Annotated in this window: 26 protein-coding genes; 10 read left to right on the forward strand and 16 right to left on the reverse strand. The window is 61.6% G+C overall.

Going from position 1 to position 24,452, the window contains the following annotated elements:
• Positions 1-134: 134 nt before the first annotated feature.
• The 3 genes from HEP69_RS11645 to HEP69_RS11655 are packed head-to-tail and all read left to right on the forward strand — an operon-like array spanning position 135 to position 3,074.
• Positions 135-773 carry an acyl-homoserine-lactone synthase gene (locus HEP69_RS11645; protein WP_290558703.1) on the forward strand — a complete coding sequence of 213 codons (639 nt, stop codon included), beginning with the start codon at positions 135-137 and terminating at the stop codon, positions 771-773.
• 40 nt (positions 774-813) lie between these two features.
• Entirely contained in the window at positions 814-2,343 is a 1,530-nt protein-coding gene (locus HEP69_RS11650; protein ID WP_290558704.1) for an AAA family ATPase, read from the forward strand.
• Positions 2,337-3,074, forward strand: coding sequence for an SDR family oxidoreductase (locus HEP69_RS11655; protein ID WP_290558783.1), 738 nt, complete (start codon positions 2,337-2,339; stop codon positions 3,072-3,074). Before HEP69_RS11650 ends, HEP69_RS11655 begins: the two co-directional genes overlap by 7 nt.
• Positions 3,075-3,425: 351 nt before the next feature.
• On the opposite strand, the gene HEP69_RS11660 is transcribed toward HEP69_RS11655, so the two are convergent.
• From HEP69_RS11660 to paaI, 3 genes are all read right to left on the reverse strand, one after another.
• A complete protein-coding gene (locus HEP69_RS11660) occupies positions 3,426-3,995 on the reverse strand; it encodes a TetR/AcrR family transcriptional regulator (protein WP_290558705.1) in 570 nt (189 codons plus the stop codon).
• Positions 3,995-5,305 (reverse strand): phenylacetate--CoA ligase PaaK, encoded by a 1,311-nt coding sequence (gene paaK, locus HEP69_RS11665; RefSeq protein ID WP_290558706.1) that lies wholly within the window; start codon positions 5,303-5,305, stop codon positions 3,995-3,997. The genes HEP69_RS11660 and paaK overlap by 1 nt, the downstream gene beginning before the upstream one ends.
• A 73-nt stretch (positions 5,306-5,378) precedes the next feature.
• Positions 5,379-5,810: a hydroxyphenylacetyl-CoA thioesterase PaaI gene (paaI, locus tag HEP69_RS11670; RefSeq protein WP_290558707.1), complete on the reverse strand. Its 432-nt coding sequence runs from the start codon at positions 5,808-5,810 to the stop codon at positions 5,379-5,381.
• Positions 5,811-5,972: 162 nt separating this feature from the next.
• On the opposite strand from paaI, the gene HEP69_RS11675 reads away from it, so the two are divergent.
• Positions 5,973-6,305 carry a DUF2794 domain-containing protein gene (locus tag HEP69_RS11675; protein ID WP_290558708.1) on the forward strand — a complete coding sequence of 111 codons (333 nt, stop codon included), beginning with the start codon at positions 5,973-5,975 and terminating at the stop codon, positions 6,303-6,305.
• A gap of 478 nt (positions 6,306-6,783) precedes the next feature.
• On the opposite strand, the gene HEP69_RS11680 is transcribed toward HEP69_RS11675, so the two are convergent.
• The 4 genes from HEP69_RS11680 to HEP69_RS11695 form a co-directional block, all read right to left on the reverse strand.
• Positions 6,784-7,011 carry a hypothetical protein gene (locus HEP69_RS11680; protein ID WP_290558709.1) on the reverse strand — a complete coding sequence of 76 codons (228 nt, stop codon included), beginning with the start codon at positions 7,009-7,011 and terminating at the stop codon, positions 6,784-6,786.
• Positions 7,012-7,146: 135 nt separating this feature from the next.
• Positions 7,147-7,935 (reverse strand): NlpC/P60 family protein, encoded by a 789-nt coding sequence (locus HEP69_RS11685; protein WP_290558710.1) that lies wholly within the window; start codon positions 7,933-7,935, stop codon positions 7,147-7,149.
• 35 nt (positions 7,936-7,970) lie between these two features.
• Entirely contained in the window at positions 7,971-9,356 is a 1,386-nt protein-coding gene (locus HEP69_RS11690; protein WP_290558711.1) for a leucyl aminopeptidase family protein, read from the reverse strand.
• Positions 9,357-9,425: 69 nt separating this feature from the next.
• Complete coding sequence (locus HEP69_RS11695) at positions 9,426-9,815, reverse strand: hypothetical protein (protein ID WP_290558712.1); 390 nt, start codon at positions 9,813-9,815, stop codon at positions 9,426-9,428.
• 142 nt (positions 9,816-9,957) lie between these two features.
• On the opposite strand from HEP69_RS11695, the gene HEP69_RS11700 reads away from it, so the two are divergent.
• Positions 9,958-10,608 (forward strand): carbonic anhydrase, encoded by a 651-nt coding sequence (locus HEP69_RS11700; RefSeq protein ID WP_290558713.1) that lies wholly within the window; start codon positions 9,958-9,960, stop codon positions 10,606-10,608.
• Between the two features lie 3 nt (positions 10,609-10,611).
• On the opposite strand, the gene HEP69_RS11705 is transcribed toward HEP69_RS11700, so the two are convergent.
• Positions 10,612-10,929: a hypothetical protein gene (locus HEP69_RS11705; protein ID WP_290558714.1), complete on the reverse strand. Its 318-nt coding sequence runs from the start codon at positions 10,927-10,929 to the stop codon at positions 10,612-10,614.
• 230 nt (positions 10,930-11,159) lie between these two features.
• Entirely contained in the window at positions 11,160-12,182 is a 1,023-nt protein-coding gene (locus tag HEP69_RS11710; protein ID WP_290558715.1) for an aspartate-semialdehyde dehydrogenase, read from the reverse strand.
• Between the two features lie 270 nt (positions 12,183-12,452).
• Here HEP69_RS11710 and HEP69_RS11715 point away from each other — a divergent pair, with 270 nt between their 5' ends.
• The gene (locus tag HEP69_RS11715; protein ID WP_290558716.1) at positions 12,453-13,607 is read left to right on the forward strand and encodes a DUF3095 domain-containing protein; all 1,155 of its coding nucleotides are present in this window, start codon (positions 12,453-12,455) and stop codon (positions 13,605-13,607) included.
• Between the two features lie 87 nt (positions 13,608-13,694).
• Here HEP69_RS11715 and HEP69_RS11720 read toward each other — a convergent pair whose 3' ends face one another.
• From HEP69_RS11720 to HEP69_RS11750, 7 genes are all read right to left on the reverse strand, one after another.
• Positions 13,695-14,462 carry an HpcH/HpaI aldolase/citrate lyase family protein gene (locus HEP69_RS11720; protein ID WP_290558717.1) on the reverse strand — a complete coding sequence of 256 codons (768 nt, stop codon included), beginning with the start codon at positions 14,460-14,462 and terminating at the stop codon, positions 13,695-13,697.
• A gap of 10 nt (positions 14,463-14,472) precedes the next feature.
• Positions 14,473-15,267, reverse strand: coding sequence for a 2-oxo-hept-4-ene-1,7-dioate hydratase (hpaH, locus tag HEP69_RS11725; protein WP_290558718.1), 795 nt, complete (start codon positions 15,265-15,267; stop codon positions 14,473-14,475).
• Complete coding sequence (locus HEP69_RS11730; RefSeq protein ID WP_290558719.1) at positions 15,264-16,118, reverse strand: fumarylacetoacetate hydrolase family protein; 855 nt, start codon at positions 16,116-16,118, stop codon at positions 15,264-15,266. Before HEP69_RS11730 ends, hpaH begins: the two co-directional genes overlap by 4 nt.
• On the reverse strand, positions 16,115-17,512 hold the full coding sequence (locus HEP69_RS11735) for a pyridoxal-dependent decarboxylase (protein ID WP_290558720.1): 1,398 nt from the start codon (positions 17,510-17,512) through the stop codon (positions 16,115-16,117). The genes HEP69_RS11730 and HEP69_RS11735 overlap by 4 nt, the downstream gene beginning before the upstream one ends.
• 65 nt (positions 17,513-17,577) lie before the next feature.
• Positions 17,578-18,558, reverse strand: a complete 981-nt coding sequence (hpaD, locus tag HEP69_RS11740; protein ID WP_290558721.1) for a 3,4-dihydroxyphenylacetate 2,3-dioxygenase — start codon at positions 18,556-18,558, stop codon at positions 17,578-17,580.
• Positions 18,559-18,659: 101 nt separating this feature from the next.
• Positions 18,660-20,171, reverse strand: a complete 1,512-nt coding sequence (gene hpaE / locus HEP69_RS11745) for a 5-carboxymethyl-2-hydroxymuconate semialdehyde dehydrogenase (protein ID WP_290558722.1) — start codon at positions 20,169-20,171, stop codon at positions 18,660-18,662.
• A gap of 1 nt (position 20,172) precedes the next feature.
• A complete protein-coding gene (locus HEP69_RS11750) occupies positions 20,173-20,562 on the reverse strand; it encodes a 5-carboxymethyl-2-hydroxymuconate isomerase (protein WP_290558723.1) in 390 nt (129 codons plus the stop codon).
• 107 nt (positions 20,563-20,669) lie between these two features.
• Here HEP69_RS11750 and hpaR point away from each other — a divergent pair, with 107 nt between their 5' ends.
• The 4 genes from hpaR (at position 20,670) to HEP69_RS11770 (ending at position 24,445) form a co-directional block, all read left to right on the forward strand.
• Complete coding sequence (gene hpaR, locus HEP69_RS11755; RefSeq protein ID WP_290558724.1) at positions 20,670-21,116, forward strand: homoprotocatechuate degradation operon regulator HpaR; 447 nt, start codon at positions 20,670-20,672, stop codon at positions 21,114-21,116.
• Between the two features lie 151 nt (positions 21,117-21,267).
• Positions 21,268-22,695, forward strand: a complete 1,428-nt coding sequence (locus HEP69_RS11760; protein WP_290558725.1) for a circularly permuted type 2 ATP-grasp protein — start codon at positions 21,268-21,270, stop codon at positions 22,693-22,695.
• 4 nt (positions 22,696-22,699) lie between these two features.
• Entirely contained in the window at positions 22,700-23,641 is a 942-nt protein-coding gene (locus HEP69_RS11765; protein ID WP_290558726.1) for an alpha-E domain-containing protein, read from the forward strand.
• Between the two features lie 3 nt (positions 23,642-23,644).
• Entirely contained in the window at positions 23,645-24,445 is an 801-nt protein-coding gene (locus tag HEP69_RS11770; RefSeq protein WP_290558727.1) for a transglutaminase family protein, read from the forward strand.
• Positions 24,446-24,452 lie beyond the last annotated feature (7 nt).

Here is a 24,452-nt window from a genome sequence, read left to right on the forward strand (position 1 = left end):
CCCTCTTTCGGGTCTGAAACCACTGCTCCACAGTTTCGTTAACCAACTATTGGCCCGACCGTTCCCAGGCATGGCAAAGGATTAACCACGTCCGCGATAGCCGTTTGTCCTCATTTCAGGACCCAGGGGCGACCATGCTGCGTTATCTTTACGGACACGATCTTCACCTCTATCCAACACTTGCCACAGGCATGTTCACAGATCGCGCCGATCAGTTCGCCGCCCGATTGGGGTGGGAGGTGCATGTGGATGCCAATGGCGAGGAGCGCGATCAATATGATGCGCTCGATCCGCTATACGTGATTTGGGAACGTCCCGATGGCCGACATGGCGGTTCCATGCGGTTCCTGCCGACCACAGGGTCGGTTATGGTGAACGAAGTTTTCGGTCATCTGACAGGCGGCGCGCCCATTCAGAGCCCGCTGATCTGGGAATGTACCCGGTTTTGCCTCGCGCGGGATGCGGGCCCGCATGTGGCCGCCGCCCTGATGCTGGGCGGTGGAGAAATCATGCGCGGCTTCGGCATTCGTCATTTCACAGGTGTTTTCGATCGCAGGATGGAACGGATCTATCGGGCGATTGGATCCTGGCCCGAGATACTCGGCTCCGAAGGCGATGGGCGAGATCGGATCAGCATCGGTCTTTGGGACTTCACCGCCGAAGCGCAGGCCCGTGTCGCGGCACGCGCAGGCATCTCGCCGGATCTCTCCCGGTTGTGGTTTCAACGCGCTTTCGGCACGGGCCCCGCCATCTGGCACAAACGCAGCGCCTGAACTCTGGCACCTTTGCCGACGCGGCTGTAGGGTCGCGCTCATGTCCGAAACCGCACTCACCTTTTCCGAAGATCAGGCTCAGGCCTATGACAGCGTGGCCGAGATGCTGCGCGGCGCTGGCGTTGACCTGGAAGACAGCCTGCTCAGCGCGCCGCGCGATTCAGGATCGGGTGTGATGGCGGTTGTGGGTAAGGCCGGTTCGGGAAAGACGCTCCTTCTGGCGGCCCTTTACAAGGCGCTTTCAGAAGCGGGTGTCGATGTCATTTCGGGCGACTACGAAGGGCGTCGGCGCAAAGACCGCCGGACGCTCGCCATTCTGGCCCCGACCAACAAGGCCGCCAGTGTCCTGCGGCTGAGGGGGGTACCTGCGACGACCATCCACCGCATCCTCTATACGCCCGTCTACGATCCGGAATACGAACGGATCGCAGAATGGCTGGCCGGCCAGGGCGAGCGGCCTGAGGTTGAGGGCTTGACCGATCTGGCGCTCGACCGTGCCTTTTCGTTCTATGAGACGAACAAATCCATCCCCGGCGCGCTGGCGGCGGCGGGCTTGCGCGGGTCGGATTTCATCACCGGCTGGAAACGGCGGGAGGAACCGCTCGATATCGGGCTGGTCGATGAAGCATCGATGCTGGATGCCAAGCAGTTTGAGGATCTTCAGGACATCTTTCCCAACCTGCTGCTCTTTGGTGATCCCGCGCAGCTTGCCCCGGTGAACCAATCCGGCGCCATGGTGTTCGACAGGCTGGATGACGCCCGCAAGCTGACGCTGAGCCGTATTCATCGCCAAACGCAGGATAATCCGATCCTCGATCTGGCGCATGCGTTGGCCGATCCGCAGCTCGATTTCCAGGATTTCGAGCGCATGGTCGAAGAGAAGGCCCGCGCGGATGAACGTGTTGTCTGGGGTCAGCGGGTCGAGGTTGATCTGATGGCACGCTCTCCGGTTCTGGTCTGGCGCAACGCCACGCGTGTGCGTCTGATCAACGCGTTTCGTTCGGTGCACGGCGCGCCGGAAACCGAACTGGTGGAGGGAGAGCCGCTGATCTGCGATGGCATCGAACTGCCGCTCAAGCACCGCAAGAAAAGACTGGATCTGGAGGCGCGCGGTCTGATTAAGGGCGCGCAGGTCGTTTATCTGGGTCCGGGTCGCAAACCGGGGTTTTCGCGGTTGCATGTGATCGGGGCCGAGGATCCCCAGGTCAGTGCCGCCTCGATCGTGAAGATCGAAAAACCCCATGAGGAAGAGCCGTTCATCCCCTTTGCCGCGCGTATGGGGGCCACCTTTCTACACGGGGCCGCGGTGACGATCCACAAGGCGCAGGGCAGTCAGTGGGACACGGTACAGGTGTTCGCCCCGGATATCTTTGTCGCCGCGCGCATGGGCCGGACCGAGGCGGGGCAGCCCTTGTGGAAACGTCTGGCCTATGTGGCCATCACGCGTGCGCAGGAACGGCTGATCTGGGTGGTGCGCAACCGGTTGGCGAAGCCGACCTATAAGCTGCGGGTCGACGATCTGCGCAGCGCTGCCATGGCCCCTCTGGCGTTGGAGGAGGAACTATCGTGAAATCCATCCTGATCACCGGCGCCAGTTCTGGCATTGGCCGCGCCACGGCAGAGCTTTTTCTGCAAAGCGGCTGGTGCGTGGGTGTTCTGGCACGCAGCCCCGGCCCGCTGCGCGAGATTGCGGAGGCGTATGATCACGCCATCCCGCTGATTGCAGATGTGACTGAGCCAGAGGCTATTGAAGCGGCCGTTGAACGGTTCGCAGGCGAGGCGGGACATCTCGACGTGCTCTTTAACAATGCGGGGATCTTCACCCCCGCAGGATCTATCGATGAGATCCCGCTGGAGGATTGGACCCGGGCGGTCAACGTAAACCTGACCGGGATGTTCCTGGCCGCACGCGCCGCGTTTCGGGTCATGCGGCAGCAGAGCCCTCAGGGGGGTCGGATCATCAATAACGGCTCGATCTCGGCCCATGTGCCGCGGCCTGGATCAGTGACGTATACGGCAACGAAACATGGGGTGACGGGGCTGACGCGGACCCTGTCACTGGACGGGCGGCCCTTTGATATCGCGTGTGGCCAGATAGATATCGGAAATGCGCTGACGCCCATGGTGCAGGCGCTGAACGACAACGCGCGTGCGCAAGACCCACAGGCCGAGGTGCAGCCGACCATGGATGTGGCGGATGCGGCCGCCTCGGTTCTGCATATGGCGCAGCTCCCGCTCGGCGCGAATGTGCAGTTCATGACCGTCATGGCAACCAAGATGCCCTATATCGGGCGTGGCTAGAACGGCTCCGGGTCTGCTGCAATCGGACTGCGCCGCCCAATCCGTGTCATTTCTGGCCTGGAAGCCGGACCGGTGAAGGCGCTCATAATCGAGGACGGGATCTTGTTCAGCCCCTTGGAGGGCGCGACTTAGACGCGCTGCAACCTAGGGCAAGCCGCCGCGGGGTTGCACAGTGTCTGACTGCTGAAGCCGGTGCAGACCTGTTGGCATATTGCGCTATCGGTGTTTCAGGAGAGGCTGTTCCTGCGTGAGATCGAGGTCAGCCAATGTGCGGCCTGACGTTTTTCGCAAGGCTGCGGGTTCAGGATCAAGCAAGATGCGGGTCGCCGACGCGCGCGCCCGCGATCCTGCTCAGGTCGCTGCGATGCCACCATGGACGAACTGTGCCGCCAATTCGGCATAGGCCTCGCGGCTTAACCCCTTGCCGGGCCGATGCCACATATAAAACCAGTTGAGAATACCGAACACCGTCATGGTCACCGCCCTGAGGCGCACAGGGTCCAGGTCGGACCGTTCGCGCGCGATGGCATCCGACATGATCTCGACCAGCCTGCGTTGTAACGCGATCAACGGCGTTTGTTGTTGCACCGGCAAGGTCGCCAACGCATCCAACTGGAGTTTGTGCTCGGCATCGGCATCCTCATAGGCCTCAAGGATTGCCCGGATCAAACCGGGCAGCCCGTCAGGGGCCGCCGCGTCAACCACTGTCACCAGATCTGACAGATGCGTATCGAGAATATCGAAGAGCAGCGCCTCTTTGCTGTCGTAGTAATGATAGATCAGCGCCTTGGAGACCCCGCATTCCCGCGCGGCCCCGGTCATCGAGGCGCGGTCATAGCCCTGGGCCGCGAAATAGGCCGCAGCCCCTTTGCGCAGAGCGGCGCGTTTGGCGTCGTGATCCTTGGCGATCCCCCGTGGCATCAGGTTTTGGGGCGCTTGTCCAGGATGCGTACGGCCTTGCCCTGGCTGCGCTCGACACCGCCGGGATCGGACACGTCCACCTTTACCGAGATCCCCACAGTCGACTTGATCTTGTGGGCCAGTTCGGCGGCGGCGTGCACGCGGTCATCGTTCCCCGAAAACCCTTCGGCCGCTTCGGTGAGGATGCGCATCTTGTCCATGCGGCCCGGGCGCGACAGCTCGATCTGGAAATGCGCGGCAAGGCCCTTGACGGTCATCAACTGTTCCTCGATCTGGGTCGGAAACACGTTCACGCCGCGCAGAATGATCATGTCATCCGACCGGCCGGTGATCTTTTCCATGCGCCGCATCGACCGGGCGGTGCCGGGCAGGAGGCGGGTCAGATCCCGGGTGCGATACCGAATGATCGGGAATGCTTCCTTGGAGAGGGAGGTGAAGACCAGCTCCCCCTGTTCGCCATCCGCGACCGGCTCACCGGTTTCGGGGTTGATGATCTCGGGATAGAAATGATCTTCCCAGATGTGCAGCCCGTCCTTGGTTTCCACACATTCATTGGCAACACCTGGGCCCATAACCTCGCTCAGGCCGTAGATATCGACGGCGTGCATGTCGAACGCCTCTTCGATTTCCAGGCGCATGGCGTTGGTCCAGGGTTCGGCACCGAAGATGCCCACTTCCAGCGGGCTTTGCCGGGGATCGAGCCCCTGAGCCGCATATTCATCCAGGATCGAGAGCGCATAAGACGGCGTGACAGTGATACCCTTGGGCTGGAAATCCTCGATCAGCCTGACCTGGCGCTGGGTCATGCCGCCCGAAATCGGAACCGTGGTCAGCCCCAGCGAATCGGCGCCCAGATGAATGCCCAACCCACCGGTAAAGAGCCCGTACCCATAAGCGTTGTGCAACAGATCCCCCGGGCGCAGACCCGACGCGCGCAGGCTGCGCGCCACCACCTCACCCCAGACATTCAGATCGGTCTGGGTATAACCAACGACCGTCGGCTGACCGGTGGTGCCGGAGGACGCATGAATACGCGCGATCTGGTCGCGTGGAACCGCGAACATGCCAAACGGGTAATTGTCGCGCAGATCCTGTTTGACGGTGAAGGGAAACTTGGCCAGATCCGAAAGTGTGGTCAGATCGTCCGGATGCACACCCGCCGCGTCAAAGCTGGCTTTGTAGAACGGCACATTGTCATAGGCGTGTTTCAGGGACCATTTCAGACGTTTGAGCTGCAGCGCACCGATCTCATCGCGCGATGCGATTTCAATCGGGTTGAGGTCTTCTTTGCGGGGGGTGAGGTCCTTCATGCGGTCGTCTCCAATTGCGGGTCCGTTGCGCCAGAGCAATGGCCCGGCAGATTCCTGTGATCGCGGTTCGAGGTCACGATGCTTCGTCGAAATGCTGTCCCTTGACCTCACGCGAGAGGCCGCGGAACACGGCCACCTTGCGCCCGTCCTGGCCGGTGACAGTGACATCATAGACACCCGATCGCCCTGTGCGCGCGGTTTCGGTGGCCATAGCCGTCAGGCGTTCATTCAGCTTGCCTGGGGACAGGAAGGTAATCTGGTTTTCCTGTGCGACTGCGAGTTGGTTATAGCTGTTGCAGGCGAAAGCAAACGCGCTGTCGGCGAGGGTGAAAATGTATCCGCCATGGCAGATCGCATGGCCGTTGAGATGGTGATCCTGGACTTGAAAGGACAGCGTTGCCGAACCCGGCCCAACCGCGTCGAGGGTCATGCCCAGCCATTTGCTGGCCGCATCGCCCGCCCACATCGCAGCGGCGCTCTTTTCGGCGCGGTCCTGAGGTGTCATGCCCTCTCCTCCCTGTCGTGCTGCAAATCTGCACAAAACCGACCACGTGGTCAATAGTGTTCTTGGGCAACCTGGCCTTGGCTATGGCCATACAGGGGGCGGCACGCCAGGGCTTGTGCAGACTGGCCTTGATTTCGGTGCGGATCGCGGCAACTCTGCGGCATGACCTTTCAGACCTCTACCGGCGTGGCGTCGCCTCAGGTCGCGTTCGACCGGCGCGAGCTTAACGTCATTCTGGGCCTTTACGGGCGTATGGTCGCCGCCGGGGAATGGCGTGACTACGGTATCTCCTGTTTGCGCGACTGTGCCGTGTTCTCGGTCTTTCGCCGCACCGCAGAGCATCCGCTCTACCGGATCGAAAAGCATCCTAAGCTGCGTAACCGTCAGGGGCTTTATGCCGTTGTGGGCATGGACGGGCAGATCCTGAAACGCGGGCATGATCTGAAATCTGTCCTGCGCATTCTGGAACGCAAGCTGATCCGGTCGGTTGAGTAGTCCGATTGTCCGCTGGCGCGCATCCTGTGCAATCGGACTTCAGCGCCCGGTACTTGTGGGCTATGCAACTTTGGGCATTCCGGGCGGGGTCAGAATAGGTGCGCCAGGTGTGCCGCATCTCTTTCCAGCCCGGGCAGGTGAAGCGATTGTTTTCTTCATCCCAACTGAAATCGGATCGTGAGAAGGGTCCATATGTTCGCTCGCCCTTGTCGAAGACTGGGATAAAGGGAAGTATCTGGCGTTTCAATGCGGGCCAGATGAGGTTGTCGGACAATCCATAGGCCGTATCTGCATGGCCCTTGGTTCGAACCTGACGCGCCCACCTTGCACCTGTGGTCGGCGAAGCTTTCAGACCCAATGCCGCCGCACGCCCGCTTAACCCTTCATCAATGTACGTCTGAAACCGTGCCCGGAGCGATGATGGAAAAGGTGATGACATGATTCATCCTCCCAATAAGGATGACTTGCATCTCAACCCTCATGGGAATCCCCCGCGACTCAGGTTCAAGCCGAAACGATTTAACTCAGTCGGTTGGTGAGCCAGTTCGGCTTCTCCTGATGGACATGTATCGCTTTCTACCAGTGCATCGTCCTTGGAAAACAGGGCGCCTGAATATGTCTTCTTGTGAACATCGAGACCAAACACGACAGGCTGATCTTCCACAGCGGCTAGAAACCGCGACAGGTGTATTGCTTTCTTAACCATGCTGGAAACTCCTTCAATTGGCGTGTTCCGGCATTGCAGCCAATAGCCTCGCCACCGTCTAGCATGGTATTTTTTCAATGAGGGGGCGTTGCCCCCTCATACTCCCCCACTCGTATTTGGAGCGAGAAGAAGGGGTTAGAGGCGCTTGTGGCTCGTGATCGGCCCTTCTCCGGCATGCCGGATCCGGTCGATGGCGCAAAGGCGGCTTTCGCGTGCCACAGACATCGTATGGGCGTTGGCGTGCAGGATCTCGGTGTCGTTCAGGACCCAGGCAACATGGCCTTTCCAGAAGAGCAGATCGCCGCGTTCCGGCCGTGTGTCACCTGGCAGGGCCTTTCCAAGCGCCTGTTCTTGCTGGTCGCTGTCGCCGGGGCAGGGGATCGCACAGGCCAGACATGCGGTTTGGATCAATCCGGAACAGTCGATCCCCGCGCGGCTGTTACCTCCCCAGAGATAGGGAGTGCCGAGAAAAAGCTCGGCCACGGCGACCGGGTCCGGGAGCGGCTGTTCGAGCGGCGTGAGATGCGGCTTTGGAACAAACCCTTGGGGTGTGGCGAAAAAGGCGCTGTCTTCGCCGGTGACGGTGAGGCGGGCGCCAAAGCTGAGGGTGAGGCTTTCGCGGCATTTGATGTCAGGGTGAGGGTAGGTGTGTGTTGCAGGGGCGGTCACGCTGTGCGTGGCTGGTCGCGACGCTTCGGAGAGGCTGCCGACCGGGAGGTAGCCGACATAGGCGTCTTTCCGGGCCTGGACAAAGGCGGTATCCCCGATCGCTTGCAGGACTGTCACGTCTTCTCCCAGAAGGAGTTGTCGGTCGCGCGGGCCATCCGGCCTTCGGGCGAGGTCAACGATCGGCATGCCGATCACCATCGGAATGCCGGTCACACGCCGACGCCCCGACCCGTCCTGAGGCAGGTGGTCCGCCATCACATGGTCATTGGCCGGGATGAGGCGTGGGTCAGTCACAGGTTCAGAAGGTTCGGTAGCGCGCCTAGAACGGCGCGGGCGCCCTGGCCGAGACCGCCTTTCGGTCGGGCCGGGGCGGTATTGGGTTGCCATCCATAGATGTCGAAATGCACATAGTCGGGTGTATCGGTGACAAAGCGGCGCAAAAACAGAGCGGCGGTGATTGATCCCGCGAATCCCCCCTTGGGCGCATTGTCGAGATCGGCGATCCCCGGTTCGATCATGGCCTCGTAAGGCGCGTGGAACGGCATCCGCCAGAGCGGATCGGCCATGCGGTTGCCAGCCTCGGCGAGGGTTTGGGCATAACCGTTATTGTCCGTATAGAACGGGGTAAGGTCGGGACCCACCGCGACCCGTGCGGCGCCGGTCAGAGTTGCCATGGAGATAATCAGATCGGGCTTTGCCTCATCCGCCAGCGCTAGCGCGTCGGCCAGCACCAGGCGACCTTCGGCGTCGGTATTGTTGATCTCGACCGTCAGACCCTTGCGGGAGGTCAGGATGTCCTGAGGGCGAAACGCGTTGCCAGCGACCGCGTTTTCCACCGCCGGGATCAGAACGCGCAGGCGCAGGGGCAGGTTCAGCGCCATGATGATATGGGCAAGACCCAGAACTGTGGCGGCGCCGCCCATGTCCTTTTTCATCAGCGCCATGGACGCGCCGGGTTTGAGGTTCAGACCGCCCGTGTCGAAACAGACCCCTTTGCCGACCAGCGCCAGATCGGGGCCGCTATCCCCCCAACGCAGATCTATCAGACGGGGGGCGATGGCCGAGGCGCGACCGACAGCATGGATCATCGGGAAACTGGCATCCAGCAACGCGTCGCCGGTGGTGACCTCAAGTGTCGCGTTGAACTTGTCTGCCAAGGTCCGCGCGGCCTCTTCTATCCCATCGGGCGTCATGTCGGAGGCGGGCGTGTTAATCAGATCGCGGGTCAGCGCTTCGCCCGCAGCCATCGCCTCGACCCGCGTCGCATCAATGCCGGTTGGCGCAACGAGCGATGGGAACGATCCGCTCTGCGATGTGTACCGGTCGAACCGGTACTGCCCCAGCAACCAGCCGAGGCATTCCGTTTCGGCCAGATCAGCGGGCAGCCCGGAGGTGATACGATAGGCTGCCTTGGGTAATTTGGCGGCACTGGCGGCCAGGGCAAATCGACCGCGTGCGCGTGTTGAGGCAGAGCCAAGCCCGGCGACGGCGATCGAGATCCCGCCTTCGGTGTCGGGCACCGAGACCGCACTTCCCAGCTTGGCCTTAAAGCCCTGGCCTTCGATCCAGCGACGCACCGGTTCTGGCTGACCCTCGAACCAGCTGTCGAAATCGCCGCTGTCCAGCAGGACAAGCGGGGTTGCGGGGCTGTCGGCGGGGGCGAAGGTCAAACTCATCCGGGAAGGGCCTTGTGATCAGGGACATCGACCCATAACCTGACCCGGACTGCGCGCGCCTGCAAGCGTTCAGATCGACAGGTCCTGCAAATCCCAAACCGCCGTCAAAGACCGTTCACCGACCCGGATCAACCGGGTGAGTGTCGCCGCTGCGGCAACCCCGTCCTGGGTATCGATCGCATCGCTGACATCTCCGGCCACGCGGGAGAGTTTGGCCATGCCGACCTGATCGGAAATCGCCACCAGCGACCGCACACATTTGCGCAGGTTGTCCCAATCCCCATCGCGCCACAGCCGTTCGCAATGGGCCAGCCTGACGGCCAGTTCCTCTACCGCGCGGCAGATCACATCCTCGGCGTTGGCTTCGCCCAGTTGTCGATACAATGCGCCCAGCCTGTCTTGGTCCAGACGAACCCCTTCCGTCTGTGCAAGCGTCGTTACGTCTTCCACCTTACTCACCCCTAAGTCATGCCCCCACGGCATCGGTGACCATGCTGTATGGAGGTTTGCAAAAGGTTAGGTCCGGGCTGACTTATCTCTCGAATTTTGTGACAAATCGGAGTATCGCGCAGGTCAACACCAAGAAAAGACGGACTGCGACATGCAATTTGCCAAACCGTTGCCTCACTACCTGTTACAGCGGTATCAGGGGTGGAAGGCGACCTCTTATACCGAAAACCGGGCGTGGTACCGGCGGCTTGCGACCGAAGGGCAGCGCCCGCGCGCCATGGTGATCTCATGTTGTGACAGCCGCGTGCATGTCACGTCAATCTTTGGCGCCGATCAGGGGGAGTTCTTTATTCACCGCAATATCGCCAATCTGGTGCCACCCTATGAACCCGACGGGGATCACCATGGCACCAGCGCGGCGGTGGAATACGCGGTATGCCACCTCAATGTCGCCCATCTGATCGTATTGGGGCATTCCGGCTGCGGCGGCGTTCAGGGCTGCATCGACATGTGTGAAGGTCGCGCGCCCGAGTTGGAGGAAAAGACCAGCTTCATCGGCCGCTGGATGGATATCCTGAAACCGAAATACGCCGAAGTTTCAGAGATTTCGGACAAGGATGCTCAAAGCCGCGAGCTGGAACACCTGTCGGTGCTCACCTCGCTCGACAACCTGATGAGCTTTCCTTTTGTCGCGGATGCGGTGACCGACGGTACGCTGTCGCTTCACGGTCTTTGGACCGATATCGGCGATGGCGGACTTGATTACATTGACCCCAACACAGGCCAGTTCAAGCCCGTCTGACCGTCAGATCCTCAGCGATCCGGTATGCCCATCGATGTGCGCCCGGACCGAGGGGCGGCCCAGCTTACGCACCAGATCACGCAGCGGCGCACCCAAGAACCGCCCTGAGCAGATCTCTTCATCGGTTTCCAGGCGTTTAAAGACCAGTTGCCCGTCGCGAAATGCGATTGCAAAGCCCTTGGTCTGAAGGCTGCGATTGAGGTCGGCCCAATCGCGCGCCGCGTTGATCGTCGGCAGCATCACACCGCGCAAAAAACACGCAGTTTCGCTGTCCATCCCGTCTGATGCCGGGACGATATCCATGCGTCCATCCTGTGACATGGTCGTACTCCTTACCCGTAAAAAAGCCTGCCTTAGGTTTTTGTTATGGTCCAAATAAAAATCGAGATTGTGTTCAAAATCAGGACAGTGCAGGCCAGTTCATTAAAACTGTTGCTAAATTTTCACAGGTTTTGACCTGTCAGGCAAGCTTCAAGGATCGCACAACGTCGGCATGCATGACGCAAAAGGGCGCCCGAAGGCACCCTCTGCCGTGGCAAACCAGCGGGTAATCAGCCCTTTTTCAGCACTTCACGTCCCAAAAGCTCGGCGATTTGCACAGCGTTCAGCGCGGCCCCCTTGCGAAGGTTGTCGCTGACACACCAAAGGTTGAGGCCATTGTCGATTGTCGAATCCTGGCGGATGCGGCTGATGAACGTGGCGAAATCGCCCACGCACTCGATCGGCGTGACATATCCACCGTCTTCGCGTTTGTCGATCACCATCACGCCCGGCGCTTCGCGCAGGATGTCGCGGGCCTCGTCCTCGTCGAGAAACTCCTCGAACTCGATATTGATCGCCTCGGAATGGCCGACAAAGACCGGGACCCGCACGCAGGTCGCGGTGACCTTGATCGACGGATCCACGATTTTCTTGGTTTCGGCAACCATCTTCCATTCTTCCTTGGTCGATCCATCCTCCATGAAGACATCGATATGCGGGATCACGTTGAAGGCGATCTGCTTGGTGAATTTCCTGGCCGGTTTGTCATCGGTGGGGTTGTAGATCGATTTGGTTTGGTCCCACAGCTCGTCGATCCCCTCTTTCCCGGCACCTGACACCGACTGGTATGTCGACACCACGACCCGCTTGATCGCCGAACGGTCATGGAGCGGTTTGAGCGCCACCACCATCTGTGCGGTCGAGCAGTTGGGGTTGGCGATGATGTTCTTCTTGGCATAGCCATGCACCGCCTGCGGGTTCACTTCCGGAACGATGAGCGGCACCTCGGGATCGTAGCGATAAAGCGAGGAGTTATCGATCACGACGCATCCGGCCCTGGCGGCCTTGGGGGCGTGGATCTTCGTGGCCTCGGATCCAATGGCAAAAAGCGCCATATCCCAACCCGTCCAGTCGAATTGTTCGATATCCTGGGTCTTGAGGGTCCGGTCGCCAAACGAAACTTCGGTGCCCAAGCTGCGGCGCGAGGCCAGCACGGCAAGCTCATCCACGGGGAACTGGCGCTCGGCCAGGATGTTCAGCATTTCGCGGCCCACATTTCCGGTGGCGCCAGCGATGACGACTTTGTAACCCATCTTCAGTCTCCAATGCGGCAGAACAGACTCCGCCATGTGCGCGGGCCTGATACCCCGATGTGGCGCGCGGGGAAAGAGGAGTGTGTCACGCGGCCCCGTTCGGGGTGCAGGAATACATCGCCGGCCGGGGATTGCCGTCTGTACAAGACACCGTAAGGTGAGTGACCTTGTGCAGGTGACATGTCGGCGGATCGTGCGCGGCCTTCACAGTTGGGTGAGCTGACCGGAAAGGATCATGGTATGCAAAGACATGCGCCCTAGGTCCGGCTGATGAATACGCAAAGCCTCTCTGACACGTTCTATGCGGATCTGCCTGTGACCACTGCGTTTGACGCATTGGCCGATCCCTCGGGTTTTACCGAGCTTCCCGATGACTGGATCGTGGGCACCGCGGATATCGTCGATTCCACCGGTCTAATCGAAGCGGGCCAGTACAAAACCGTGAACATGGTGGGGGCTGCCGTCATCTCTGCGGTGATGAATGCGCTGGAAGGCGAGGCTTTTCCGTTCATCTTTGGTGGGGATGGGGCCGGGTTTGCCGTTTGGCCCGGTGCGGCAGAGACGGTGCGCGCGGCGCTGGGCCGGACGCGGCGCTGGGCCGAGGAAGAGTTCGGCATCACATTGCGCGCGGCGCTGGTGCCTGCCCATGACTGCGCGGCGGCGGGTCGTACCGTACGCGTGGCGCGCTATGCCGCGTCGGACCATGCCGATTATGCGATGTTCGCGGGCGGCGGGCTCAGCTGGGCTGAGGCCCGGATGAAGGCGGGGGCATATGCGGTGGCGCTTGCGCCACCAGGCGCCTCGCCCGATCTGACCGGCCTTGCCTGCCGCTGGGCCCATATGAGTGCGCGCAACGGATCGATTCTGTCGCTGGTGATGCTGCCGCAGGAGGGGGTGGATTCAGCCGGTTTCACCGCGACTGTGGCGCAAATCACAGGCATCACCCGGCGGTTGGAGCGGGAGGGGCACCCGGCACCTGTCGCCGGGCCGGGCGCGCATTGGCCGCCCGAGGGCGCCGTGCTGGAGGCCAAGGCGCGGAGGCGGGAAGGCCCCCTGCGATCGGTCCGGCGCAAGGTGCTTTTTGAGGCGCTGATCGCGCTGTTCTTTTTGCGCGGACGGTTTCGGCTGGGCGGCTTCGATGCGCGCCATTACGTCAAGACGGTGGTCGAGAACGCCGATTTCCGCAAATTCGACGATGGGCTGAAGATGACGATAGATTGCGATGCCGACACGCGCGCAGCCTTGGTCGACGTGCTGGACAGGGCCGAGGCACGCGGAATCATCCGGTATGGTCTGTCGGACCAGTCCGAAGCGATGATGACATGCATCGTGCCCTCGGCCACGCGCGACGATCATGTACATTTCATCGACGGCGCGGCGGGCGGTTACACGCTGGCCGCGTCGCAGATGAAGGCGCAAGGGTAGGATGCCGGTTGTTTCGGATGGGCTGCGCCCATCCGACCGGCGCGAGGTGCTGCGCACCTCGCGCGGCTCAATTCCGATGGCGCTCCATCAAGGTTTCCATTTTTTCGCGGCCTCCCGCGCGGTGCGCGCGAGCATCAGCACGTCGATGCCCACGGCCAGGAACTGCGCCCCGGCATCGCGATAGATCTCGGTCACGGCATCGTTGATCGACAGGATCCCCGGCGCCTTGCCCGCCGCAGCGATCCGGGCAAGCGCGCCAAGGATAACCTCCTGCACCTCGCGCGCGCCTGGATTGCCGGTGTAACCCATATCCGCTGAGAGATCGGCAGGTCCGATAAAGACGCCGTCCACGCCCTCCACCGTGAGGATGTCGTCCAGCGCGGCGATCCCGGCGCGGCTTTCCACCTGCACCAGCAGGCAGATCTGCGCATCCGCCGTGGTCGCGTAGTCGGGGATGGCGGAAAAGCGAGAGGCGCGGGCCAGCGCCGCACCCACACCGCGTGTGCCCTCGGGCGGGTAGCGGCAGGCACGAACCAGTTCCTCGGCCTGTGCCTTGCTTTCGACGACGGGTACCAGAACGGTCTGCGCTCCGATATCGAGCACCTGTTTGATCATCCAGGTTTCGCCAATCGGCAGGCGGACCACCGGGTGGCTGTCTGACGCTTCGAGCGCGATGAGCTGATCGCGCATCGACCGGATATCGTTTGGGGCGTGCTCGCCATCCACCACGATCCAGTCGAACCCGGCAGTGCCCAGAATCTCGGCGGCATAGAGATCCGACAGCCCCATCCAGCAGCCGATCAGACGTTCGCCATTTTGCAGGCGTTTTTTGAAGGTGTTTACAGGGGCGGGCATCAGAGCTTCCTCAGTCAAAAGCGATGGAGACGTGACCGAACTGGCCGAAATCGGCCTCGATCCGGGTGCCCGGCGGGCATTCGACGGGGCGGATGAACGAGCCGGAAAGGACAATATCGCCCGCCTCGATCCGTTGACCATACTGCTCCATCCGCCGGGCGAGCCAGAGGACGGATGTGACCGGATCGTTCAGCACGCCCGCGCCCAGACCGGTTTCCTCGACCGTGCCGTTGCGTGACACGATGGCTCCGGTCCAGCGCAGGTCGGTGTCGGGCCCGTGACGCGCCGCACCCAGCACCAGGCCCGCATTCGCGGCATTGTCGGAGATCGTGTCGACAATTGTGCGCGCCTGCCCCGTTTCGGGATCGGCGCGCAGGATGCGGGTGTCGAGGATTTCGAGGCTGGGACAGACATACTCCGTCGCCGCGAGGATGTCGTCACGTGTCACATCGCCTGTCAGCGATGCTTTCATGACAAAGGCGATCTCCGCCTCGATCCTTGGTTGGATGAAGCGGCTGTTGGGCACTGTCGATCCGGTCTCGAACGCCATATCGTCCAGCAACACGCCGCTGTCGGGGGTGTCGATCCCCAGCGCGTCCTGCATCGCGCGGCTGGTCAGGCCGATCTTCCAGCCAATGCGTTGGCGGCCCGCAGCCAGCTTTCGCTCGATCAGCCCGGACTGAACGGCATAGGCGTCATCCATCGTCATCTCGGCGTGACGGCGCGACAAAAGGCCCATCTGCTGGCCCAGGTGATCGGCGGCAAAGAGATCTTCGGCCGCGCGGGTGATGTCGTCGGGGGTCATTCGTCTTCAACCGTGTTGCGCAGGATGCCGATGCCTTCGGCCGCCACCTCGATCACGTCACCGGGTTCGAGGAACTGCGGCGGATCCAGCCGCGCGCCCGCCCCGGTGGGTGTGCCCGAGACGATGATATCACCAGGCACCAGCGTCGTGAAGGTGGAGATGTAAGCGATCTGTCGCGCCACCGGAAAGATCATGCGCCCGGTGCGATCATCCTGCCGGATCTCGCCATTCACGCGGGTGGTCAGGCGCACATCCTCGATCTGGGCGGGATGGGTGAAGGGCACGATCCAGGGGCCCATCGCGCCCGAACGGTCGAAATTCTTGCCTTGGGTGACGTTGAATTTCGCGTGCCGGACCCAGTCGCGCAGGGTGCCTTCGTTGGTGAGGCTGAGTGCCGCAATGTGATTGAGAGCCTCCTCTTGCGCGATATGCCGTCCGCCCTTGCCAATGATCACCGCGATCTCGCCCTCGTAATCGAGCTGGTCCGAGGCTCTGGGCCGGATCAGCGGCTGGTTGTGGCCGGTAAAGCTGCGCGGGAAGCGGATAAAGAGCGAGGGGTTCGGCGGCGCCTCCACCCCGTCTTTGTATTCTGCGTTGCGGTCGGGGTAGTTCACGCCGACGCAGATGATCTTTTCGGGGCTCGGGATGGGGATCTGGTAGGTGAAGCTATCTGGCGGATGGGTCGGTGCATGGCCTTGGGCGGCGCGGGCCAGATCGTGCAGGCCGCCCGCGGCGATGACATCGCGCAGGCTTGGCCAATGCGCGAATTGTGGGGAGAGGGCGGTGAAGCCTGCGTCGGTGATAGCGCCGTAAAGAGTCTCCCTTTCGGCGGTGATCGTGGCGAATTTCATGATGCTCTCGCAATCTGGGTAATCGTGTCAAAGGCGGTGTCGAAATCGGCCTGGATGCAGTCGAATTGCCCGGCCTGAAACCGGATCACCTTCGTTCCGTCGACCAGTGTCTGAGTGATATAGATGCGCCCATCGTCATTGATTGCATCCACCAGCGCCTGGGTCGCGGCATCGTCGGCGCCTTTGACGCGAAAGGTCCAGAGCGACAGGATCGGATCTGTGACAATTTCGAAATCCGGCTCGGCGCGCAGGCGGTCGCACAGGGCCTGCGACCAGACCACATGGTTACGGATGCGGGCGCGTAACCCTTCCAGCCCGTAGGTGCGGATCAAAAACCACAGTTTCAGCGCGCGAAAGCGGCGGCCCAGAGGGATCGACCATTCGGAGTAATCGGTGACCTCGGCGGCGCCGTGGGTCTTCAGGTATTCCGGCCGGATCGCCAGCGTTTGGCGCAAAAGATCCGGGTCGCGCAGGAAATGCGCGGCGCAGTCGAACTGCGCGCCCAGCCATTTATGCGGGTTAAAAACGATGCTGTCGAACCGCTCGGCCCCTGCCCAGAGGGGGCGAAACTCCGGGCAGATCATCGCGGCGCCCGCCCAGGCGGCGTCGAGATGGGTGTAGAGGCTCTCGCGCTCGGCCACATCGGCCACGGCGGCCATGTCATCGCAGGCGCCCATGCCGGTGGCGCCGGTGGCGGCGATGATGCCAGCGGGCAGGTACCCTGCGGCGCGGTCGGCGGTGATGGCGGCTTGCAGCGCCTCGGTGTCCATGGCGCGCATCGGGCCTTTGGTCGGGATCTTGATCAGGTTCTCCTGCCCGATGCCCGCCACCCAGATCGCCCGGTCGATGGAGGAATGCACCTGATCCGAGCAATAGATGCGCAGCGTCTTTTGCCCCGGCAGGCCTTTCTGGTTACCGGCCCAGCTCAGGGCACGTTCGCGCATGGTCAGCACCGCCGCCAGCGTGGCCGAGGAGGCGCTGTCCTGGATGACGCCACTATAGGTGGATGGCAGTCCCAGAGCCTGGATCAGCCAGTCCATCATCCGCGTCTCCATCTCCGTCGCGGACGGAGAGGTCTGCCAGAGCATGCATTGCGGCGCTACGATGGAGGCGAGGAACTCGGCCAACACACTGGCGGGCGCGGCATTGGAGTTGAAATACGCAAAAAAGCGCGGGTGCTGCCAATGAGTGATGCCGGGCATCACGATGTCCTGGAAATCGGTCCAGATGTCTTCGAGCGGCTGCCCCTTTTCGGGTGGCGCATCGGGCAGTTGCGCCAGCGTGTCGCCTGGCCCCACCTGCGCGCGCACGGGGCGGTCGCGCAAAGTCTTGTGATACTCCGCACCCCATCTGGCGGCTTTCTGGCTCCAGTCGGCGAAGTCGTCCCAGTTCATTCAAGCATCTCCGGTAGAGGGTATCGTCGGTATCGCGCCGCAACCGCATGCCGCGGGATGAGACATTACGGGGCGATGATCGGCTGCGCTTTGAGCGCGCTTTTCCTGGGTGTGACACCCTTGAAAAGCGAGCCTTCCTCGAACCAGCTGCGCGGGGCGGGTGCCCCCCATAGGGTCTGGCGCTGCGGGTCGGTGAGGCTCCACCGGATCGGTTCGAGATCGGGGTCGACCGTTTGATAGTCGGAACAGTAGATCTCGATCCGGTGGCCATCGGGGTCGCGGACATAAAGGAAAAACGCGTTCGAGATGCCGTGCCTGCCGGGTCCGCGTTCGATGTTGTCGACATAGCCGGTGGTGCTCATCAGATCGAGAAGGTCGATGATGTTGAGCGGTGTGGGCACCCAGAACGCGGTATGATGCAGCCGGGGACCGAGCCCATTGGTGAATGCCACGTCATGCACGCCGCCCTTGCGGTGCATCCAGGCGGCCCAGATCTTGCCGCTCTCATCATCCTCGGTGTATTCGGTCACCCGAAAGCCGATGTCGTTGTAAAAGGCGACCGAGGCGTCCACATCCGCCGAGAACATGTTGAAATGATCGATGCGCAGCGGTTTGACGCCCTTATAGAGCTTGTAGTGCTGGTGGATCGTCGGCAGCCGGTCCATCCTGACATAAAACTCCAGCGGAATGCCCCAGGGATCCTGCGTGCGCAGGACACGGTCCATATGCGGACGCTCCACCCATTCTGTTGGCAGCCCCCGATCCTTGAAATACGCCTCGGCCTTGTCGAGATCCGGCGTGTCGAAGAGCTTGAAGGCCAGTGCGCGCACATCGGCCGTGTCGGATTTCACGAGGCTGATGCAATGGTGGCCGCGTTCCTCCATCGCGCGGAAGGTGATACGGGTCGCGTCCTCATGCGTGATCTGGAGGCCCAGCGTATCGGCATAGAAGGCGCGGGAGGCAGCGAGGTCTGTCACGCCGTAATCCACATGGCTGAGCCGCAGGATGTTGAAGGGCGGGTAGAGGTTGATGGCGGGGACGGGCATGATGTGCTCCTGTCAAGATGTGCGCCTGCGGCGCGTTTTTTGTCTGTCGTCTTGGGGGCGCTGCCCCCAAACCCCCGGGAATATTTGAGGCCAGAAGAAGCTCAGGTCCCGAGTTGAGGGATGCGGTGGTGCCCGGTGGCAAAGCCGATATGTTTTTGCTCCATGTAGAACTCAAAGGACCAGTCCCCGCCGTCGCGCCCGATGCCAGAGGCCTTGACGCCGCCGAAGGGGGTGGGCAGGTGGCGGACGTTTTCGCTGTTGACCCAGATCATGCCTGCTTCGAGCTTGTCGGTGAAGCGCAATGCGCGGGTCAGGTCGTTGGTCCAGACATAGCCCGTCAGGCCGTAGGGGACGTCATTGGCGATGCGGAGCGCCTCGTCCTCGGTATCGAACGGGATCGCGGTGAGCACGGGGCCGAAAATTTCTTCCTGGGCGATGCGCATGTCGTTGCTTGCCCCCTCGAAGAGGGTGGGTTGGACATAATGCCCGGGTTGGTCGAGGGCCGCGCCTCCGGCGGTGATCCGGGCGCCCTCGTTCCTTGCGATGTCGAAATAGGAGGTGACCTTGTCGAGATGGACCTTGTGGATCAGCGGGCCGATCTCGGTCTGCGGGTCGAGCGGGTGGCCGACGCGGATGTTCTTGACCCGTGCGCGCAGCTTTTCGAGGAATGCCTCGGCGATGGAGGACTGGATCAGCAGCCGGGAAGAGGATGTGCAGCGTTCTCCGTTGAGCGAGTAGATCATGAAGATCGCAGCATCCAGCGCGCGGTCCAGATCGGCGTCGTCGAAGACGATCACAGGGTTCTTGCCGCCCAGTTCGAAATGCACGCGTTTGAGGGTTGGCGCGCCCTGTGCCATGATCGTCGAGCCGGTGCGGCTTTCACCCACAAAGGCGATTGCGCGGATCAGGGGATGTTCGGTCAGCGCCTTGCCAGCCTCCTCTCCCAGCCCGTTGACGAGGTTCCAGACACCCGGGGGCAGGCCCGCCTCTTCGGCGATCTCCACCAGCAGGCTTGCGGTCAGCGGTGAGAATTCCGCCGGTTTGTGGACGACCGTGCAGCCCGCGGCCAGGGCCGGGGCGATCTTCCAGGTGGAGAGCATGAAAGGCGTGTTCCAGGGTGTGATCACGCCTACCGGACCGATGGGCACGCGGGTGGTGACATTCATCAGCGTCGGTGAGGGCAGCGCCTGTCCATCGCGGGCGCCGGGGGCGCGGTCGGCGAAAAAGCGGAAATTGGCGGCCCCACGCAGGGCGGCCTTGGACATAAACCGGATCGCTTGGCCGGTGTCCCAGCATTCGCAAAGGGCGATTTCGTCCGCACGCGCCTCGATGGCGTCCGCGATGCGATGCAGGATCTTTTTGCGCTCTGCCCCCGATGTATCGCGCCAGTCGGCAAAGGCAGCCTGGGCGGCGCGGGCAGCGGCATCCACATCCGGTGCATCGCCGCGTGCAACCTGGCAGATATGCGTCTCGTCCACGGGGGAGGCATTGTCGAAGGTTTGGCCGGATGCGGCCGGGAGCCTGCGCCCTGCGATGCGGTTTTGCACGCCTTGAGCCGCGAGCCGATCCAGATGCGGGAGCAGAGTGGCGAGATTAGTGGTCAGATCGGACATCTCAGCCCTCCTCCTTGAGATGGTCGCGTGTGGTGCCGGATTTCGGCGAGAGGGCTGCGTCGATGTCGCGCATCTCCAGCGACAGCGCGATGGAATGCTGGGCCATGGCGGGTTTCAGGAAGCTCTTGGCGGCCTCGAATATCGCTTGCGTCGCGGCTTTGCGGGTGTCCAGATCGCGCCTCTCGCGCAGCCGGATGGAAATGTCGATGAACCCGTGCGCATCGTCCCCATTCGCGATCGAGACGTAATCGGCGCGAAACGCCCGCACCCGGATGCCCGGCATCGGGAAAACACCGGTCGAGATTGCGGCCTTGCGCAGATGATCGCAAAGTGCTGCTATATCCGTGCGCCGTTCCATGTTGGCTGAATACTCCAGCGCGATATGCGGCATCGGCGCTTCTCCTTCATTTTATTAACATGTTTACTAAAAAGAACGCCGCCCGTCAAGGTTGATTGTCCCCATTGCCTAAGCGGCCTGGGCAGGTCAAACTGAAGTGCATGTCAGAAACGCTTCCTCTGCCGTCGACCGCGCGGTCACTGCCAATCGCCCTTTTGCGCGCGCGCGAACGTGTAATGGGGCCGATCCGGGCGATGTTGGCCGATGTCGGGATCACCGAACAGCAATGGCGGGTATTGAGGGTCTTGCATGAAGCCGGGCCGTTGGATCCGACGCGGATTGCCGATCGCGCCTGTCTGCTTTTGCCCAGCCTGACACGCATTCTGCAAAAGCTGACCGACAAAGGGCTGATCGTGCGGGCGCCCGATCGGATCGACCGGCGCAAACAGGTGATTTCGATTACCCAAGAAGGCGTGGCGCTGATCGAGGATAACCTCGCCACAAGCCTCGAAATCATGGATCGGCTCAAACAGCAGATGGGTGAGGATCGGTTCGAGGCACTTCTCGATTTGCTCAACGAGCTGGACGAAACGAGCGTTTCAAGCTGAGCGCGGCGTTCAAACGCCTAAAAATTAGGCGTATTGTGGATTGCTGCCAGATGTTTGCCCGCGATCCGGGAGCGATCACGCGTTAGGTTTGAGTTTTGTACCTGATCATCGCAGCTTGGAGGCCGAAGACGACCAAGGCCAAGGGGAGACTATGGCGAATACGCCGCGATTTTATGACGAGATGTTTGGCACCGGCGACGGGCCGCGCGCGCCTTACCGCGATTACGATGCCTGGTTTTCCGGCGAAGAGGTGAACAACCTGCGTCGCAAATCCATGCAGGCCGAGGCGCTGTTCCGCCTGACAGGGATCACGTTCAACGTCTATGGCATGGGTGAGGAGACCGAGCGTCTGATCCCCTTTGACATCGTACCGCGCATCATCACGGCCAAGGAATGGTCGACGTTGGAACGGGGCATCGATCAGCGGGTACGCGCGATCAATTCGTTTCTGCATGACATCTATCACCGGCAGGAGATTATCCGCGCGGGTCGCGTTCCGGCCGAGATGATCGCGCGCAATGACGCGTTCCTGCCGCAAATGATCGGCGTGGCCCCGCCGGGCAATATCTATACGCATATCGTGGGCACGGATCTGGTGCGCACCGGAGAGAACGACTTCTACGTTCTGGAGGATAATGCGCGCACCCCTTCTGGGGTCTCCTATATGCTGGAGAATCGCGAGACGATGTTGCACATGTTCCCTGAGCTTTTCAGCCAGGTGAAGGTGCGCCGGGTCAGCCAGTATCCCAGATCCCTGCGCCGCTCATTGGCGGCTTGCCAACCGCCCGCTTGTTCCGATTACCCCACGGTCGCGGTGCTGACGCCGGGGATTCACAACTCGGCCTATTACGAGCACGCGTTTCTGGCCGACCAGATGGGCGTCGAACTGGTCGAGGGGGCGGACCTGCGGGTGGTCGATGGCCGGGTGGCGATGCGCACGACCCGAGGCTACACCCCCATCGACGTGCTTTATCGCCGCGTGGACGACGATTTTCTCGACCCGATGAATTTCAACGCCGATTCAATGCTGGGCGTGCCTGGCATTCTGGATGTCTACCGCGCGGGAGGGATTACCATTGCCAATGCGCCCGGAACCGGTATCGCCGATGACAAGGCGATCTATTCCTACATGCCTGAAATCGTCGAATTCTACACCGGTGAAAAGGCGATCCTGAAGAACGTGCCGACCTATCGCTGTTCCGAGCCGGAGGCGCTGAAATACGTCCTCGACAACCTGGCAGAGCTGGTGGTCAAGGAGGTTCATGGATCGGGCGGATACGGTATGCTGGTGGGCCCCGCGGCCAGCAAGAAGGAAATCGCAGGTTTCAGGGCCAAACTGATGGCCAAACCGGGCAACTACATCGCGCAGCCCACGCTGTCCTTAAGCACTGTGCCGATCCTGACCAAGGCGGGATTGGCGCCGCGCCATGTGGATCTGCGGCCCTTTGCGCTGGCCTCCCCCAAGGGGGTTGAGATCATTCCCGGTGGCCTCACCCGCGTGGCGCTGAAGAAAGGTTCGCTTGTCGTGAATTCCAGTCAGGGCGGAGGCACCAAAGACACCTGGGTGCTGGAGGACTGACGCGATGCTTGGCAAGACAGCAGGCGGTGTGTTCTGGTTGATGCGCTATATGGAGCGCACCGAAAACATGGCGCGGATGATCGATGCGGGCCTGCGGATATCGCTCACCCGGTCGAGTGCGGCGGAAAGCGAGTGGACCTCGATTCTGAACGCCAACGGGCTCCTTGCGGCCTATCTGGACAAGCATCAGGAGGTCGAGGGCGCAAAGGTTATCAACTTTCTGCTGCGCGACCGCGCCAACCCCTCCAGCGTGATGTCGGCGGTGGAAGCCGCGCGCACCAATGCCCGTCTGGTGCGCACCGCGCTGACCCGCGAGGTTTGGGAGGCGGTGAATGAATGCTGGATGGAGCTGTGCGCGCTCTTGGACCGGCCCGCCAAGGCGCAGGACCTGCCCGCGATCCTTCAGATCATTCGCCAGCGCAGCGCCTATGTGCGCGGCTCGCTCGCGGGAACGATGGTACGCAACGATGTCTACGATTTTGCGCGGATTGGCACGTTTTTCGAACGTGCCGACAATGCTGCGCGAGTGCTGGATGTGAAGTACTACATCCTCCTGCCCTCGATCATGCATGTGGGCAGCGCCAGCGACAATGTGCAATGGGAAACGATCCTGCGCGCGACATCCTCGGCGCGGGCCTATCAGACCCTGCATGAGGGAGAATACGATCCGCGCATGATCGCGCAGTTTCTGATCCTTGACAAACGCCTGCCCCGCTCCTTGGCATTTTGTTACCGCAAGATTTCCGACAATCTGGACTATGTCGCCAAGGATTACGGGGACCGCCGCCCCTGCCACGGGTTGGTAGAGCAGATCTGTCACCGGTTCGAGACAATGACCATCGACAAGATCTTTGAATACGGGTTGCATGAATTCGTGACGGAATTTCTGGCGGACAGTCAGGCTCTGGGCCGCCAGATCGAACAGGATTACAGGTTCTATGAGTAAGCCATGCAGCTGAAAATCTCGCATACCACGTCCTATCATTACGACGCGCCGGTGCCTTACGCGCTGCAACAGCTGCGCCTGCGGCCCAAATCGCGGCCCGATCAGATTGTGCGCTCCTGGGAGGTGAAGATTGACGGTGGGCAACGCCAGGTCTCGTTTGAGGATGAGCATGCCAATACCGTCGAACTGATCAGTTTCGATCCCGGCGTGTCCGAAATCACCGTGCATTGCGCGGGCGAGGTGCATGTGACCGATACCGCCGGAGTGATTGGCAAACATACCGGGTTTGTGCCGCTCTGGCTTTTTGAACGGTCCACCTCGCTGACGGCCATCGGCCCACAGGTGCGCAGCCTTGTGGCCGGGTTCGACAAACCGGCCGAACCCTTGGATCAACTACACGCACTCTCCGCTCACGTGCTTGAGATGGTGCCCTATTCCACCGACCAAACCAGCTCGGAGTTGAGCGCTGAGCAGGTGCTGAGCGCGCGGCATGGCGTTTGCCAGGATCACGCCCATGTCTTTATCGCTGCCGCACGGTGGCTGGGATTTCCGGCCCGTTACGTCAGCGGATATCTGATGATGAATGACCGGGTCGATCAGGATGCCAGCCATGCCTGGGCCGAGGCTTATGTGGCGGGCCTGGGGTGGGTGGGCTTCGATATTTCGAACGCGATGTCGCCGGATGCGCGATATGTCCGGGTGGCCACCGGCCTGGATTATCTGGGCGCCGCCCCGATATCTGGTATGCGTTACGGAAAGGGAGCCGAGAATATGCTGGTAAAATTGCAGGTAGAACAGCAATAGTAGCGAC

It is taken from the genome of Aestuariivita sp. (genome assembly GCF_021404545.1).
Taxonomy (GTDB): domain Bacteria; phylum Pseudomonadota; class Alphaproteobacteria; order Rhodobacterales; family Rhodobacteraceae; genus Aestuariivita.